Genomic DNA, 16482 nt, shown 5'->3' with positions numbered 1-16482 from the left:
AGTGTTTGCCAGCCCAGCAGTTTAAAGGCCGGCTCCGGCGGCTGCAACCGCCGGATGCCCGGGCGCCTCAGACGGCGCCAGAGATGTTCACGACTTTCTGCTGGATCAGCGTGGGGGCCGGCTTGCGAATCTGGCGCTGCATGGCATCGGCCAGTTCCAGTTGGCGGCGCAGGTCGGTAATGGTGTTGTGCAGGCGTTCCCGCTCTGAGCGGCCGTCACGGTCGCTGCGCACCATGTCCCTGAGGCGGCGGATCTGGTGCTCCAGCAGCTGTTTCTGTTCCATGGAATACTGCATGATTGGCAGCAGTGCCTCAGAGGGCCAGCGGTCTACATCGGCGCGGGTGCGCTGGTGCAGAGTGCGGGCTTCGTTCACCATGACGTTGAAGAAGCGACGCACCAGCACAGACTGCTCGGTCAGCAGGTTTTTGGGGCTGATGCGGAAGCGTCGGGCTTTTTTGCGCAGCTCGCGGATCGCAATGACATGGCGTCCCGACCTCAGCGGAATCGGTTCCAGGTGCCGGGCCCGGGTGTCTTCGTTGTAGCGGCGATAGATGGCGCCGACCATCTTTTCGGCCAATTGACCTTCGCTCATCAGATTGTTGAGGTCGCTTTCCAGCAGCTCGAAGAAGTGGTCCATGCCGCGGTTCATGCCCGCGGTGGTCCAGCTTTTCGACATCATCTGGCGCACCTTGTCAGCGTGGCTTTCGAATCGCTCCTCACTAACCAGCTTTCTCAGCATGTTGCCCTGGGAATCCATCAGGCGCCGGCTAGAGCGCAGGGTAATCAGCTTCTTGTAGTAAAAGTCGTAATCTTTCTGGGCGCGGTCGGCGAGGCGACGCAGGGCGGCCTTGTCCATGGTAGCGCCGGAGCATGCCTGCAATTCCTCTTCGAGAGCATAGAGCCGGGTCTGCATGGCGGCTTGACTGTTCTGCAGCATGCCCAGCAGGTCGTTGATCAGGCTCTGGGTGATCAGCTGTTCCTTGTGCATCAGGATGCGCTGAATGATCAGTTGCTCCAGTTGACCAAGATTGGAGCGCTCGAACAGGTCGGTGTTGTTTCTCACCCGCGCGACCAGGCCCTGTTTGGCGGATAGCGGGATCACGTCGCCATGGCGGATGCCCAGATGATCGGCGGTATAGTCGCGTACTTTCTCGATGGCGTCGCGGGTGTGCTGGTCACCTTGCAGGTCATCCCACAGCACGTCGATCTTGTTGAGCACGGCAAAGCGGCCGGCGCGATGGTCCGCATGCTCGGTATCAATATGCTCTTTCCAGATGGTCATGTCGCTTGCGGTCACGCCGGTATCGGCGCTGAGCAGGAAGATCACCGCATGGGCCCGGGGCAGCATGCTGATGGTGAGTTCCGGCTCGGAGCCCAGGGCGTTCAGCCCCGGTGTGTCGAGAATGCGCAGGCCACGCTCGAAGAGCGGATGGCGGATGCTGATCTGGGCATTGCGCCAGGCCGGTACCAGTACATGGCCGGGGTTGTTGCGATCGTGCTCGAGCATGTCCTCGTCGAAGCCGAGTGCCCGCGCCTCGGCCGGCGACACGCTTTTGACTCTGGCCACTTCCGCCAGCACTTCCCGCATGATATCCGGGTTGCGCTCGTCCAGGTCGTGTTTGACCCAGCGCTCCGGCTGTCTGCGCAGGTCCTGCAGGGAAAGATCGCCGGTGCGGGTCTCGATCGGCAGCAGCAACAGGTAGTTGGCGTTGGCGGTGCGATCAAAGAACAGCTCGGTGGGACACATGGTGGTCCGCCCGGCCTGGGACGGCAGCATGCGCTGACCATACTCGGAGAAAAACAGCGCGTTGATCAATTCGGTTTTACCGCGGGAGTATTCACCCACGAAGGCGATGGTCAACTCGTCTTCAATCAGCAGTTCCAGACCGTGGCGAATACGGCCGCTGACATCCTCTGAGAACAGGTTGTTGTCCTGCAACCACAAACGGTATCGACCGATCTGGCGGATCAGTTCTTTCTTCCAGTTGTGGTAAGCCTCTACCTGCTGCGACAGAGTTCCTTGTTTGTTCATCGGAATTTCCTTCTGCGCGACTTCCGGGTAACAGTTTCTGGGTGGATCGAGGTATCTCGGCGCTCGACGGCTGAACCTCGGGCAAGCTACCGACAAGTGTAACGTAACCACCGGATATGTCTTTATTTGTGCAAGCAGGTGTGTATAGCAGAACGTCAGGTTTCGGTCAAAAAAAGACCGTCGAATCAGTAGGATGAATCGACGGTCTGGATGTGATGCTTGGTCTGGAAAGTTGTAACCGATTGTAGTCTTGCGACCTGGTTTACATTCCGGCCAGTGCGCCCATGCCGGCCGCGACCTTCATGTGGTCGATGACCACCGACACCACATTGAGGATCAGAAACACAATGATGGGCGAGAGATCCAGTCCGCCCATGGACGGCATGATGTTGCGCACCGGGCGCATCACCGGCTCGGTGATCTGCGCCACCAGCTGGATGGCGGGATGATGGCTGCCCGGGGCAATCCAGCTTACCACCACCACGGCAATGACGGACCAGAAGTAGATCTTGACGATCAGATCGAGCACGTTCAGTACTGCCCAGACCAGCAGCGTCAGCGGATTGATGCCGGGAATGCCGCCATTCATCGCGACCAGGATCAGGAACAGCGCCAGCGCCTGGATCAGCACCGCCAGCACCAGGGCGGCTCCGTCGATGCCGCCCCAGCCCGGAATGAAGCGCCGCAGGGGGCGCAGCAGCGGGTTGGTGGCTTTTACCGCAAACTGGGAAATCGGATTGTAGAAATCCGCCCGTGCCAGCTGCAGCAGGAAGCGCAGCAGCACGATGGTCATATAAAACGTCGAGGCGATGAGCAGGATGGTGATCAGAATATCAGCCAGCATGAAGCCTTGTCTCCGTTATTGGTTTGCCAGTTCTTTGGCCATGTCTTCAGAGCGCGAGAAAGCGGCGGAGTAGGCTTTCTTGACCAGCTCCCGCAACCCTCCGTCCTCGAAGGTGTGGATCGCGCGCTCGGTCGTGCCACCGGGTGACATCACATTGCGCTTGAGCTGGGCCGGATCGTGTTCGCTGCGACCGGCCATCTCGGCGGCGCCTGCCATGGTCTGGATCGCCAACTGGCGGGCGGTTTCCGGATCGATGCCGGCTTCTGTGGCGGCCTCCTCGAGAGCCTCGAGCATCAGAAAGAAGTAGGCTGGGCCGCTGCCGGAAAGTGCCGTCACCGCGTGCAGCAACGGCTCTTCATTCACCCAGAGGGCCGAGCCGATGCTGCTGAACACCTTTTCCACCATCTGCTTCTGCTTGTCACTGACCTGATCGTTGGCAAACAGCCCGGCGGCACCTTTGCCGACCAGGGAAGGGGTGTTGGGCATAACCCGCACCAGTGGCAAGCCACCGCCGAGCCATTGGTCCAGCGTGCCGGCTTCCAGGCCTGCGGCAATGGAAACCATCAGTGGGCGGGTGTTCTGAACCATCGGTGCGATGTCACGGCACACATCCGCCATGACCTGCGGCTTCACCGCCAGAATGACCAGATCAGCCTGCTGCGCGCAGTAGCGGTTGTCGGTGGTCACGCTGACCCCGAAGCGCTTGCGAATGGCCTGTAAATGACTGTCATCGGGAGCGCTGACCCAGATATCGGCTCCCTTGAAACCGTTGTCCAGCATGCCGCCAATGATGGCGCTGGCCATGTTTCCTGCGCCGATAAACGAAATGGTTGGTGATGTACTCAAGGTTCACTCCACTGTTGAACTGTCGATGATCCGGGCCTGATGATAACAGGAACTGGCGCGTTCAGCTCTTGGCCGGTCTACGGCCGAACAGCGCGGTGCCGACGCGCACCCAGGTGGCGCCTTCTTCGATCGCCATCTCCAGATCCCCGGACATGCCCATGGACAGGGTGTCCAGCGGACCGGCATCCGGATGATTCTGTCGCAGCGATTTGAGCGCGTTGGCCAGGGCGCGGAAGCTGGCGCGCAGCGCCGACTCCGGCTGATCGGGATCGGGAATCGCCATTAACCCGCGCAGCGCCAGATTGGGCAAATCACCGATCTCCGCGACCAGCCCATCGAGCTCGGCCACGGTGCAACCCGCCTTGCTGTCTTCCTCGTTGATATTGACCTGTAGGCAGATATTCAAGGGGGGCATGTGCACATCCCGCTGTTCGCTGAGCCGGCGGGCGATTTTCAGCCGGTCGACGCTGTGTACCCAGGCAAACCCGGTCGCAATCTGGCGGGTTTTGTTGGACTGAATGGGGCCGATAAAGTGCCAGTCGATACCCTCGAGATCGGCCAGCGCGGCCTGCTTGTCGAGCGCCTCCTGCAGGTAATTTTCACCGAAGGCGGTCTGCCCTGCGGCCACCGCTTCGCGCAGTTCGCTCGCCGTGCGGGTCTTGCTGACTGCCAACAGGCGCACGGAATCGGAAGCTCGTCCCGCCCGCAATGTTGCTTTTTGTATGCGTCGGGTTACGCTCCCGATGTTGTCTGCTATGCTGCTCATACTGTGAGTTTGCCGCTTCTGGAATAAAAGAAAAAGCCTTCCGAGGAACCTATGGATATTACCGAACTGCTTGCCTTCTCGGCGAAACAGGGTGCGTCGGATTTGCACCTGTCTGCCGGTTTGCCTCCCATGATTCGTGTTGATGGTGATGTTCGCAGAATCAATCTGCCGCCCATGGAGCACAAAGAGGTGCACGGGCTGATCTACGACATCATGAACGACAAGCAGCGCAAGGATTACGAAGAGTTTTTCGAGACAGACTTTTCCTTCGAGGTACCCGGGGTTGCCCGTTTCCGTGTCAACGCCTTCAACCAGAACCGCGGTGCCGGTGCGGTATTCCGGACCATCCCGTCCAAGGTGCTGACCATGGAAGATCTGGGCATGGGGCAGGTTTTCAAGGATGTGTCCTCGGTGCCCCGTGGCCTGGTACTGGTCACCGGGCCCACCGGCTCCGGTAAGTCCACCACGCTGGCGGCGATGATCGATTACATCAACGACAGCCGTTACGAGCACGTGCTGACCATCGAAGACCCCATCGAATTTGTTCACGAGTCCAAGAAATGCCTGGTTAACCAGCGGGAAGTGCACCGGGATACCCTGGGCTTCAACGAAGCCCTGCGCTCGGCGCTGCGGGAAGACCCGGACATCATTCTGGTGGGCGAGCTGCGGGATCTGGAAACTATCCGCCTGGCGCTGACAGCGGCGGAAACCGGCCACCTGGTGTTCGGCACCCTGCACACCACCTCTGCCGCCAAGACCATCGACCGGGTGGTCGACGTGTTCCCGGCGGAGGAGAAGTCCATGGTGCGCTCGATGTTGTCGGAGTCCCTGCAGGCGGTTATCTCCCAGACCCTGATGAAGAAGATGGGTGGCGGTCGGATTGCGGCCCACGAGATCATGATCGGCACGGCGGCGATTCGTAACCTGATCCGGGAAGACAAGATTGCCCAGATGTATTCGGCGATCCAGACGGGCGGCTCGCTGGGCATGCAGACACTGGATCAATGCCTGGAAAAGCTGTTGAAAAAAGGTCTGATTTCGCGCGAAGCGGCCCGCGCCAAGGCCAAAATGCCGGATAACTTCTGACTGCCGGTGCGCCCTTGCACCCTGGATTGATGAATAGGTAAGACATCATGGAATTCGAAAAACTGTTGCGGCTGATGGTGGAAAAAGGCGGATCGGACCTGTTTATTACCGCGGGTGTGCCTCCGAGCATGAAAGTGAACGGGAAGGTGCTGCCCGTCACCAAGAACGCTCTGACGCCGGAACAGACCCGTGAATTCGTTTACGGCGCCATGAACGACAAACAGCGGGCGGAGTTCGACGAGAGTCACGAGTGCAACTTCGCCATCAGTGCCCGCGGCATCGGCCGCTTCCGGGTCAGTGCCTTTTTCCAGCGCAATCTGTGCGGCATGGTGCTGCGACGCATCGAGATCAAGATTCCCCAGATCGATGAGCTGTCGCTCCCGGAAGTCATCAAAGAACTGGCGATGACCAAACGTGGCCTGATCATGTTTGTGGGGGCCACGGGTACCGGTAAGTCCACGTCGCTGGCCGCGATGCTGGGGCACCGCAACCGCAACAGCCGTGGCCACATCATTTCCATTGAGGACCCCATCGAATTCGTTCACCAGCACCAGGGTTGCATCGTGACCCAGCGAGAGGTGGGCATTGATACCGAAAGCTTCGAAGTGGCCCTGAAGAACACTCTGCGGCAGGCCCCGGACGTAATACTCATCGGTGAGGTGCGTACGCGCCAGACCATGGAGTACTCGGTGCAGTTTGCCGAAACCGGTCACCTGTGCCTGGCCACCCTGCACGCCAACAACGCCAACCAGGCGCTGGACCGCATCATCCAGTTTTTCCCGCCGGAGCAGCACAACCAGATCTGGATGGACCTGTCCCTGAACCTCAAGGCCATCGTTGCCCAGCAACTGGTACCGACGCCGGACGGAACCGGCCGCAAAGCGGTCATCGAAGTGTTGATCAATACCCCGCTGGTCGCCGATATGATCCGTAAGGGCGAGGTACACAAGCTCAAGGAGTTGATGTCCAAGTCCACCGAATCGGGCATGCAGACCTTTGACCAGGCGCTGTACCGGCTGTACGCCGAGGGTTCGATCACCTACGAGGACGCGCTGGCTCACGCCGATTCCGCCAATGACCTGCGCCTGATGATCAAGCTGGGCGCCGACGCCCAGGGTGCGGACAAGCTGTCATCTTCGGTCGACAAGCTGTCAATTCAGGACGATTGAGCGATCTGTCGCCAAATCAGACTTTAGTCTTAAACGGTTAGGTCCCTGAACCAGTAGGGATGGCATTTGAGGCCATTGGCCCGAGATGCGTATACTTCCTCGCAAAATTGAATGGAGGAAGTATGCGCAACAACAAGTCCAAACTTTATTCTGCGATCCGTTTTGTCACCCTGACCGCTGCCGTCGCGCCAGCCCCGGCCCTCGCGGGTGGCTTTGCTCTGAATGAGCAGAGCGCCAGCGCCATGGGCGTTGCCAACGCTGGCACCGCTGCCAATCCCGAGAATGCCACCACGGTCCTGTTCAACCCCGCCGGCATGAGCCAGCTGTCCGGAACGAATCTGTCGTTCGGCGCCGCGGTCCTCGATATCGATGCAGAAGCCAAAAACGACGCGCAGGCAACCAACCAGATCGGCCTCCCGGTGCAGGGCTCCAGCGGTGGCGACATTGCCGATCCAGCCGTGCTTCCGAACCTGTACATGACCCACGAAGTCAGTGATTCCGTTGATGTGGGTTTTGGCATTCACGCGCCTTTCGGCCTCGCCGCAGACTATGAAGACGATTTTGTTGGCCGCTATTTTGCCGACGAGACCGAGCTGACGGCGATTTCGTTCAGCCCCTCCATTTCTGTGAATAACGGCAACGGCCTGTCGATGGGGGCGGGCATCAATATTATCTATGCCGAAGGCAAACTGACCCGATTCCTCGATAATTCCGCTTCCAGCGTTGCTGTCACCGCGCCCAGCGGCACACCAAATCCCGGCTTTTACGATGAGGGCTACGCGGACATCGAAGGTGATGACGTGGGCGTGACATTCCGCGTCGGCTTCCTCTACGAGTTGTCGGAACAGACCCAGTTCGGTCTGATGGCGCAGACCGGCACTGAGCTGAATCTCGAGGGCGACGCCGAGCTGAGCAACTTCGTGAATCCCGCCAACGGCGTGGTGACACCGACCAGTGCCACTGAGAAAGTTGAGGTGCCGCTGGCGATTCCGGAAAGCATCACCTTCGGCGCTCGCTACCATTTGACGGACACCGTGACCCTGCTGGCGGGCGCGACCTATGCCAAGTGGAGTCGGTTTGAAGAGCTGGACATCGTAAGCCGTGAAGCCGGTGGTGAAGTCACCCAGGCGCCGCAGGAAGGCGCTGTGCTCAGTCATGTTACTGAAAAATGGCAGAACACCTGGCAGTTTAATGTGGGTGCGATCTGGCAGGCCACGCCGGAGTGGGCCTTCAAGACCGGTTATGCGTTTGACGAATCACCGGTCAACGACGACTTCGTAACGGCGCGCATTCCCTCCAATGATCGCCACTGGCTCACGCTGGGTGCTCAATGGGCTGATCAGCGCAGTGGCTGGACCGTGGACGTGGCTGCCGGCACGCTGATTTTCGACGGCAACGGTCGGGTTGATGAGTTCAACTATGAGCACGAGAACCCGTCACAAGTCGCCGAGCTTCAGCCGGGTGTAACGGATCAGAGCAACTACCAGGGCGAGTACGAGCTTGAAGCCTGGAGTGCCGGTATCCAGGTCAGCAAATCCTTCTGAGCACACTGCAGTAACAGGCTGACCGGTCCCGGTCAGCCGACCACCTGGCCACGATAGATCACCTTGGTACGTCGTGGCTTCGCTTCCTCGCCCTCCGCCTCCGTGTGCTGTTGTTCGCGGCCTTCGTCAGGAATTACCTGCCCACGATACGTGCGCTTGCCGCTTTCCGGCGCGTCAGCCTCCGGTGCCGGTATATCCAGTTGCGGTACCCGCTCCACCAGGGTCTCCCAGGTGCGGGTCAGTTGTGTGGAGCGTGTCTTGCGGGCGTAGTCCGCCAGCTGCGCTTCGAGGTGTTCTTCGGTCAGGTGCAATTTGACGCCAAATTCGGTGTGAATCAGGCGGCGGCATTGGTGCACCAGTTTCAGCAGGCCCGGGTCCAGAAGCCAGCTTCGTTGAGATGCCAGAGATGTCATGGTAACGGCCTCGGAAACGATGTGTCACAACCTGGCTCCGTGCTGAGTAGCGGGAGCCGACAACAGGATTACTTGCGAATTTCGTGCCGTGTCGTGAAAGGCGCCAGTGGTGGCGGTTGGTTTCGATATTATGACCGGAAACGGGGCGTCGCCCCGTTTCCTGCCCCAAAATGACCCGTTTTCAGGGCGTTATGGTCTGGCGGCTGGCGTCAATGGGCTTCGTCCCAGTTATCACCGACGCCCGCTTCCACCAGCAGCGGAACGTCCAGGCTCGCCGCTGCGGACATCCGCTGCACCAGGCCCTTGCGGATGGTCTCCACCACGTCCTCCCGCACCTCCAGGATCAGTTCGTCGTGTACCTGCATGATCATACGTGCGTCGTCGGCGTGGCTGTGCAATAGCCAGCGTTCCACGTCAATCATGGCCCGCTTGATGATGTCGGCGGCAGTACCCTGCATGGGTGCGTTGATGGCGGTGCGTTCGGCGGCCTGCTGCATCTGCTTGTTGCGGGCGTTGATCTCGGGCAGGTACAGTCGGCGGCCGTACAGGGTTTCCACGTAACCGTCGTCGTGAGCCTGCTTGCGGATGTTGTCCATGTATCGGAGCACGCCGGGGTAACGTTCGAAATACCGGTCGATGTATTCCTGGGCCTGGTTGCGGCCCACATCCAGCTGGCGGGCCAGCCCGAACGCGGACATGCCGTAGATCAGGCCGAAGTTGATGGCTTTGGCACTGCGCCGCTGGTCACCGGTGACCGCATCAACAGCCACCCCGAACACCTCCGCCGCTGTGGCCTTGTGGATATCCTCACCTTTTTCGAAGGCGGTCAGCAGGCCTTTGTCGCCAGACAGATGCGCCATGATGCGCAGCTCGATCTGGGAGTAATCCGCGGCCACCAGTTTGCAGCCCTCCGGGGCAACAAAGGCCTGACGGATGCGTCGGCCCTGTTCGCTGCGAATCGGAATGTTCTGCAGGTTGGGTTCCGATGATGACAGGCGACCAGTTGCCGTGACGGCCTGGTGATACGAGGTGTGAATACGCCCGGTGCGGTGGTGAATCAGCACCGGCAGGGTGTCGGTATAGGTGGACTTGAGCTTGCTCAGGCTGCGATGTTCCAGGATCAGTCGGGGCAAGGCGTGCTCGTGGGCCAGTTCCTGCAGCACCGGCTCCGCGGTGGAGGGCGCTCCTTTGGGGGTTTTCTTGATGACCGGCAAGCCCATCCTGTCATAGAAGATGACCTGTAACTGTTTGGTGGAACCCAGGTTGAACGTTTCGCCGGCCTCTTCGTGGGCCTCTTTTTCCAGCTCGGCCATGCGTTCCGCCAGTTCCTGGCTGTGCTGCTTCAGGGTGCTGGCACAGATCATTGCGCCGCGCTGCTCCATGCGGGAGAGCACCGGCACCAGTGGCAGGTCGATCTCCTCATACACCGATTTCAGCTTGCCGGTTTCTGCCAGCCTGGGGCGCAGCACCTGGTGCAGCCGCAGGGTGATGTCGGCATCCTCCGCCGCGTAGGGGCCGGCTTTGTCCAGATCAATCTGGTTGAAGGTCAGTTGTTTGGCGCCCTTGCCGGCGATGGACTCGAAGGTGATGGTCTGCTCGTCGAGATACTGTCTGGCCAGCGTGTCCATGTCATGTCGGGACGCCACTGAGTTGAGCACGTAGGACTCGAGCATGGTGTCTTCGGCAATGCCCTCGAGGGTGATGCCGTGGTTGACCAGCACATTTTTGTCGTACTTCAGGTTTTGCCCCAGCTTGGGCCTGGCCGGGTCTTCCAGCAGAGGCTTGAGCTGCGCCAGCACGGCGTCGCGATCCAGTTGCTCCGGGGCCCCCATGTAGTCGTGGGCCAGCGGCACGTAGGCGGCCTCGCCCGGCTCGATGGCGAAGGAGACGCCAACCACCTCGGCATCCATATACCGCAGACTGGTGGTTTCGGTGTCGAAGGCGAACAACGGCGCCTGCCTCAGCCGCGCCAGCCACTGATCGAAATCGGCCTGCTCGGTGATCACCGTGTAGCGCTTGTCGACTGGCTCGGCGGTTGCGTCGGCACTCGTATCCGGCGTCCGGTCTGACTCGGTGCCGGTACTCTCCAGCTCCGCCGTCCAGGAGCGCAGCTCATATTCGCGGAACAGTTCGAGCAGTGCGTCGTTGTTCTGGTTCCGCAGCTGGAGATTTTCCAGCCCGAAGTCCAGTTCCACGTTGGTGCGGATGGTGGCCAGGTCGCGGCTCAGTGGCAGTATCTCCAGCGCTTCCCTGAGGTATTCACCGATCTTGCCCTTGACCTGGTCGGCGTTCGCCATGATCTCTTCAAGGCTGGGGTGTTCCTGGAGCCATTTGACCGCGGTTTTGGGCCCGCATTTATTGACGCCGGGAATGTTGTCCACCTTATCGCCGACCAGTGCGAGGTAGTCGATGATCTGCTCCGGGGTTACGCCGAACTTGTCCACCACGCCGTCCCGGTCCATGCGGGTTTCGGTCATGGTGTTGATCAGCGTCACGTGGTCGCTGACCAGCTGCGCCATGTCCTTGTCGCCGGTGGAAATCACCACGTCGATTCCTTTGCTGGTGGCTTCGTGGGCGAGGGTGCCGATCACATCGTCGGCCTCCACGCCGGGCACGATCAGTAGCGGCAGTCCCATGGCCTTGACCATCTCGTGGATGGGCTCAATCTGGCAGGCCAGGTCGTCTGGCATCGGCGGGCGGTTGGCCTTGTACGCCTCATACATGTCATGGCGAAAGGTTTTCCCCTTGGCGTCAAAGACGACCACCATTTTAGATCCCGGAAAATCCTGCTCCAGCCGGCGCAGCATGCTGATGACGCCTTTGATGGCGCCTGTCGGGTGGTTCTTGCTGGTGGTCAGGGGCGGCAGGGCATGGTACGCCCGGAACAGATAGGAAGAGCCGTCTACAAGAACAACCGGTGGGGTCTGTTGCTGTGTCATATCAAAACAGGTCCGGAATGTGATTGAAGCGTGGGTTGCCATGTGCAACGCTATAGTCATAAAGGGACAATTACTGTCGCCATAGTTGGACAAAAGGGTATCACGAAAATGAAACGAATCGCCTGCCTCGGTGTTGCCTCCCTGCTGCTGTCCGCACCCATTTCCGCGCAGGACAGAGGAGGGCTGGATCAGGAGGTGGTCGCCACGCCACAGGAGCCGCTGGTGGTGTCTGATTACCAGCCCTCCTCGGACGGTGCCCAGATCGTGATCCGCCCCGGTGATAACGAAGTGTTCTATGAATACCGGGTCAATGGTCAGCTGGTTGAAATCAAGGTAGTGCCGGAGGTGGGGCCGGAATACTATCTGGTGCCCGCCGACGGTGGCGGGTGGATCCGCGAGGATCAGACCGACATGCTGGTGCCAAGCTGGGTCATATTCCGCTGGTAGTTCGCCGGTTGCGAGTGCTCAGCCCTGTCGCATCTGGGTGAGATTGATGGACACCGGCGTTGAGCGGCGGCTCTCCAGGCCACTGTTATCCACTGTGGTGATGCTGAATTCGTACGCACCCGGTGGCAAGGTGTTCAGAGTGAACCGGTTCTTTTGTGGGCTGTCGACCGGAATCACTTTGAGTGTGTTTTCGTGTTTCAGCCGATAGTAAATGCGGTAGCCGCTGATCTGGCCGGGATAGAGTGATGAGCCGTCTTCCCTTGTCAGCGGGGCGTTCCAGGTCAGTGTCGGAGTGCGCATCCGCTGCTCAGTGCCGCTGTCCTGCCCCAGCGCGGTACGAAAGCTGCCCATGGCTTTGTCCAGCCGCTGTCCGGCGATGGATGCCGCCTGATCGGTGCTGGTTTTTGACGCCCGTGAGTCCTCCTGGCAGCCCGCTAGAATAAGTACGCTTGCCAGCGTTGCGCTGAGGGCAAGGCTTCGCCCCCGCAGAGTCTGCATTGGTCTGGTCATCATGATGTTCTCGCCATTTTTCTTGTTGCCCGGATCGGGCGATCCGGGAGCGCGCAGCCTGAATAATGCGGAGAGACGGGCTTTGAGATCAGGTTGAAATTATGCGGTGACGTGGAAAATCATCAAATGAACAATCTTTAAGTTCGGTAATGGGTCACACATTGGCTTTTAGTATGAACATTCTAATTTTTGACCGTAACCTGATGTTGTGAATTAGGGATCCGACAGGAATCCACCCTTTATATCATCTCAGGAGAGAACATTATGGGTAAGCTCAAAAGCTATCAGGAACAGCTTCAGGAAATCGTGGAAAAAGGCATCAATGCCGCTGAAGACCAGCAGAAGAAGCTGGCTTCCAAGCCGTTCGACTACGCTGAGAAGCTGGAGTCAGAAGCACGCGAGTACAGTGTCAAGACTCTGCGTACCCGTTACTACGGTTACAGCGAGAACCTGTTCGAGCAACTGCGTACCCTGAACAGCCGTTTCGGCAACTTCGCTGCGGATCTGGTTGCCAAGCTGGAAAAAGAAGCGGCTGAAGGCGCCGACGCAGTTTCTGACGCAGCAGGCGAGGTTTCTGAAGCTGCCCAGTCAGCCAAGAAATCTGTTGCAGCCAAGAAGCCTGCAGCGCGCAAGACCGCCGCTCGCAAGCCGGCTGCCAAGAAAACCACCGCTTCTGCCTGATAGGTCGTAAGACGGTGCGAAAAGGGCCACCCGAGGGTGGCCCTTTTCTTTGATTGCTCAAAACAGGTTGATCAGTTGCCCGGTTCGGGCGGCTCAAGTGGAAGGGTTCGCGGCTCGCCGGTGATCTCTTCAAGGCGGCGTATGTCGGCCTCGTAGCCATCCCTGAGGTCCTGTATTTCGGCATTCTGGATCGCAATTTCCCGCTCTATGTCGCGAACCTGGGCTTCAAGGCGCCGGATTTTTTTCAGGGTGGTTTCCGGCACTTCGCGCCCGGAGCGCTCCATGTCGGCGGCACGGCTCTCTTCGTTATTCAGTTGGCTGACAATGACGGAAATGTTGCCCCGCTTGAGTTGGCTCAGGCTTTCCAGCTCACGGACCTTGCGGTGCATGGCACTGACGGCCTGATCCGGATGGCTGAAGCGTTTGAGCAATTTGCGGTCCTGCTCTTGCTGCCGCTTCTGCGCTTCCTGGCGCTTTTCCTCAGCTTCGCGGGCGGCTATTTCCTCCGGGGTCGGAGCCGGGGCAACCGATTCGACGACACGTCCTTGGGTATTCAGGATGTCGTAGCCCCGCCGGGAAGCCTCCTGGGGGATGGTGTTGCTGATAACCATCTGGCCGTTTTCATCCGTGTAACGGTACATTTGTGCCTCGGCGACCGTTGCGGCAAACAACAGAGCGGAGGCAGATGCTGCGAGTGAAAACCGGGTCAGACATTTCATGGATATTCAGACTCCGTAACGGTCCCGATACTGGGCGACGCGACTGGCGTGGTCGGCGAAATCCGGACGCTTGCTCAGGTAGTCGAGAACCTGTTCAAGCCGGATGATGCTGACGACGGGCAAACCGAATTCCTGTTCCACCTCCTGGATGGCGGACAGCGCGTCATTGCCGCGCTCCTGTCGGTCCAGGGCAATCAACACGCCCGCGGGCTCGGCGCCTGCGGCGCGGATCAGGTCGATGGACTCGCGAATGGCCGTGCCGGCGGTAATGACATCATCAACGATCAGCACTTTGCCCTCAAGTGGCGCGCCGACGATGTTACCACCCTCGCCATGGTCCTTCTTTTCCTTGCGGTTGAAGGCAAACGGCTTGCTTTGGCCTTCAGAAGCCAGCGCCATGGCCGTTACCGTGGCCAACGGAATGCCCTTATAGGCAGGCCCGAAGATGATGTCATAATTCAGGCCGCTGCGCTGCACGGCGGCGGCATAAGCTTTGCTTAGTTCAAGCAGGTCCTCGCCGGTATTGAACAGCCCGGCATTGAAGAAGTATGGGCTGGTGCGTCCGGACTTGAGGGTAAATTCGCCAAAACGCAAAACGTTACGGCGGATGGCAAACTCAATGAAATGTTGCTGATAGTCGTGCATGGCAAGGCTTCTGGCGGGTGTGGATCTTTAATTAAAGCGTAAAACCGGTATCATACACACAAACCGAATCAGGAAACACGTATGCGGGTAGTAACAATCAGCGTCAACGGCCTCGCCCAGGCGGTTGAGAAAGGTTTCTTCGAATGGCTGGCCGGGCAAGATGCCGACGTGGTCTGCGTTCAGGATCACCGCATGCGCGCCTACGAAATCGAGGACTTCAACCTGATTCCGGAAGGCTACGAGGCCTACTTCATTGATGGCGAGAACAACGAGGACGGCGGCGTGGGCATCTATACCCGCCACTTTCCCAAAGCCATCATGTACGGCTTCGCCAATGAGCAGGCGGATCGTGAAGGGCGATTCATCCAGGCCGACTTCGACAAGGTGTCGGTGGCCTGTGTGCTGGCGCCCTGTGCGCTTGGCCGTGAGGACGAGCTCATTGGCGACAATGACCTGACGGTGCTGGATCACAAGGACGACTTCATGGAAGCGTTCGGCCTGCACATGCAGAAGACATTGCGCAAGCGCCGCCAGTTCATTTTCTGCGCCAACCTGCAGACCGCCCATCACGTGACCGACGCCAGCCCGCTCTATCATCAGCTGGACGCCTCCGGATTCATGCCCCATGAGCGGGCGTGGCTGGATCGGCTGTTCGACGAGATGGGCTGCGTGGATGGATTCCGCGAGATCAATAAACAGAGCAATCAGTTTACCTGGTGGCCAGAACAGACCGAGGGGTCGCGCAAGAACGCCGGCATCCGGGTGGATTACCAGCTGATGACGCCGGGTATCCGCAAGACGATTCTGGATGGCTGGATTGATGACGGCACCCGTTTTTCCGATCACGCGCCGGTGATCATGGACTACGACATCGAAATCGGTTTCTGAGTCTGGGAGAGCGCCGTCGGTCGGATCAGGCGCAAGCCCTGATCCGACAACAGCTTACCCGGTAACTTATCCCTCCAGAGCCGCCTTCTGAATCTCAAACAGCTGCTCAATACCCTGCCTGGCTAACGTCAGCATGCTGTCCAGCTCTTCCTGCACAAACGGCGCGCCTTCGGCGGTGCCCTGTATCTCGATAAAGCCACCGCGGTCGGTCATGATCACGTTCATGTCGGTTTCGGCCTCGGAGTCTTCCGGGTAATCCAGGTCCAGCACCGGCGTACCTTTGTACACGCCGACACTCAAGGCTGCGACCATCTGCTTCAGCGGTGATTTCTTCAGGCGTTTTTCCGCCACCAGATGATTCAGGGCGTCAACCAGGGCGACGCACCCACCGGTGATCGCCGCGGTACGGGTGCCACCATCGGCCTGGATGACGTCGCAGTCGATGGTGATGGAGTGCTCGCCCAGGGCGCTCAGGTCAACCGCAGCGCGCAGAGAGCGGCCGATCAGGCGCTGGATTTCAACCGTGCGCCCACCCTGTTTGCCGCGGGCCGCTTCGCGGCCCATGCGGCTGCCGGTGGAACGGGGCAGCATGCCGTATTCGGCGGTGATCCAGCCTTTGCCTTCGCCGCGCAGGAAGGGCGGCACCTTGTTTTCCACCGAGGCGGTACAGATGACCTTGGTGTCACCGAATTCGACCAGTACCGAGCCCTCGGCGTGGCGGGTGTAGTTGCGGGTGATTCGGATGTCTCTCGGTTGTTCCGGCGTTCTTCCGCTGGGTCGCATAGTGTGTCCTGATATCAGTAGTGGATGTCCGGGGCGGTGCGCCCGGCGTTCGGAATAGGATAACGGCGGAGTATAACACGGTGAGGCAGCGGTCTGTTCCGGTGCGGCTCTCCGGCTTTGGTCGGGTTCGCGGTTTCGCGCCGCACCCTGTTAAACTCGAAAGATTGCAT

The 16482-nt window shown here is 59.5% G+C and carries 16 protein-coding genes; 6 read left to right on the top strand and 10 right to left on the bottom strand.

The window, feature by feature from the left end; translation table 11 throughout:
- Positions 1-67 precede the first annotated feature (67 nt).
- The 4 genes from R0125_RS09715 to R0125_RS09700 all read right to left on the bottom strand — a co-directional run bounded on the left by R0125_RS09715 (position 68) and on the right by R0125_RS09700 (position 4488).
- Positions 68-2032 (bottom strand): dynamin family protein, encoded by a 1965-nt coding sequence (locus R0125_RS09715; RefSeq protein ID WP_248185033.1) that lies wholly within the window; start codon positions 2030-2032, stop codon positions 68-70.
- 262 nt (positions 2033-2294) lie between these two features.
- Positions 2295-2876 (bottom strand): YggT family protein, encoded by a 582-nt coding sequence (locus tag R0125_RS09710; protein WP_248185030.1) that lies wholly within the window; start codon positions 2874-2876, stop codon positions 2295-2297.
- 15 nt (positions 2877-2891) lie between these two features.
- Positions 2892-3722 (bottom strand): pyrroline-5-carboxylate reductase, encoded by an 831-nt coding sequence (gene proC / locus R0125_RS09705; RefSeq protein WP_248185028.1) that lies wholly within the window; start codon positions 3720-3722, stop codon positions 2892-2894.
- Between the two features lie 61 nt (positions 3723-3783).
- Entirely contained in the window at positions 3784-4488 is a 705-nt protein-coding gene (locus R0125_RS09700; protein WP_317238019.1) for a YggS family pyridoxal phosphate-dependent enzyme, read from the bottom strand.
- 51 nt (positions 4489-4539) lie between these two features.
- On the opposite strand from R0125_RS09700, the gene R0125_RS09695 reads away from it, so the two are divergent.
- The 3 genes from R0125_RS09695 (at position 4540) to R0125_RS09685 (ending at position 8287) form a co-directional block, all read left to right on the top strand.
- Positions 4540-5574, top strand: a complete 1035-nt coding sequence (locus R0125_RS09695) for a type IV pilus twitching motility protein PilT (protein ID WP_248185025.1) — start codon at positions 4540-4542, stop codon at positions 5572-5574.
- 47 nt (positions 5575-5621) lie between these two features.
- The gene (locus R0125_RS09690) at positions 5622-6743 is read left to right on the top strand and encodes a PilT/PilU family type 4a pilus ATPase (RefSeq protein WP_317238018.1); all 1122 of its coding nucleotides are present in this window, start codon (positions 5622-5624) and stop codon (positions 6741-6743) included.
- 122 nt (positions 6744-6865) lie between these two features.
- Positions 6866-8287 (top strand): OmpP1/FadL family transporter, encoded by a 1422-nt coding sequence (locus tag R0125_RS09685; protein ID WP_317238017.1) that lies wholly within the window; start codon positions 6866-6868, stop codon positions 8285-8287.
- A gap of 32 nt (positions 8288-8319) precedes the next feature.
- Here the strand turns inward: R0125_RS09685 and R0125_RS09680 are convergent, their stop codons facing one another.
- Together R0125_RS09680 and polA are read right to left on the bottom strand one after the other, a co-directional pair.
- Positions 8320-8700, bottom strand: a complete 381-nt coding sequence (locus R0125_RS09680; protein ID WP_248185018.1) for a hypothetical protein — start codon at positions 8698-8700, stop codon at positions 8320-8322.
- A 209-nt stretch (positions 8701-8909) separates the two neighbouring features.
- Positions 8910-11639, bottom strand: coding sequence for a DNA polymerase I (polA, locus tag R0125_RS09675; protein WP_317238016.1), 2730 nt, complete (start codon positions 11637-11639; stop codon positions 8910-8912).
- A gap of 108 nt (positions 11640-11747) precedes the next feature.
- Between polA and R0125_RS09670 the strand changes: the two genes are divergently transcribed.
- The gene (locus tag R0125_RS09670; protein WP_248185014.1) at positions 11748-12086 is read left to right on the top strand and encodes a DUF2782 domain-containing protein; all 339 of its coding nucleotides are present in this window, start codon (positions 11748-11750) and stop codon (positions 12084-12086) included.
- 18 nt (positions 12087-12104) lie between these two features.
- Here the strand turns inward: R0125_RS09670 and R0125_RS09665 are convergent, their stop codons facing one another.
- Positions 12105-12599 (bottom strand): fibronectin type III domain-containing protein, encoded by a 495-nt coding sequence (locus tag R0125_RS09665; protein WP_317238015.1) that lies wholly within the window; start codon positions 12597-12599, stop codon positions 12105-12107.
- 261 nt (positions 12600-12860) lie between these two features.
- Between R0125_RS09665 and R0125_RS09660 the strand changes: the two genes are divergently transcribed.
- A complete protein-coding gene (locus tag R0125_RS09660; protein WP_248185008.1) occupies positions 12861-13277 on the top strand; it encodes a hypothetical protein in 417 nt (138 codons plus the stop codon).
- A 71-nt stretch (positions 13278-13348) separates the two neighbouring features.
- Here the strand turns inward: R0125_RS09660 and R0125_RS09655 are convergent, their stop codons facing one another.
- Together R0125_RS09655 and pyrE are read right to left on the bottom strand one after the other, a co-directional pair.
- Entirely contained in the window at positions 13349-13996 is a 648-nt protein-coding gene (locus tag R0125_RS09655; RefSeq protein ID WP_317238014.1) for a DUF4124 domain-containing protein, read from the bottom strand.
- A 6-nt stretch (positions 13997-14002) separates the two neighbouring features.
- Positions 14003-14641 carry an orotate phosphoribosyltransferase gene (pyrE, locus tag R0125_RS09650; protein ID WP_317238013.1) on the bottom strand — a complete coding sequence of 213 codons (639 nt, stop codon included), beginning with the start codon at positions 14639-14641 and terminating at the stop codon, positions 14003-14005.
- An 81-nt stretch (positions 14642-14722) separates the two neighbouring features.
- Between pyrE and R0125_RS09645 the strand changes: the two genes are divergently transcribed.
- The gene (locus R0125_RS09645) at positions 14723-15529 is read left to right on the top strand and encodes an exodeoxyribonuclease III (protein WP_248185001.1); all 807 of its coding nucleotides are present in this window, start codon (positions 14723-14725) and stop codon (positions 15527-15529) included.
- Positions 15530-15595: 66 nt separating this feature from the next.
- On the opposite strand, the gene rph is transcribed toward R0125_RS09645, so the two are convergent.
- On the bottom strand, positions 15596-16312 hold the full coding sequence (rph, locus tag R0125_RS09640; protein WP_248184999.1) for a ribonuclease PH: 717 nt from the start codon (positions 16310-16312) through the stop codon (positions 15596-15598).
- Positions 16313-16482 lie beyond the last annotated feature (170 nt).

Source organism: Marinobacter sp. M-5 (assembly GCF_032911545.1).
GTDB classification, from domain to species: domain Bacteria; phylum Pseudomonadota; class Gammaproteobacteria; order Pseudomonadales; family Oleiphilaceae; genus Marinobacter; species Marinobacter goseongensis.
Note: the sequence above shows the minus strand (reverse complement) of the source record. Positions and strands in the feature narration are given on the sequence as shown.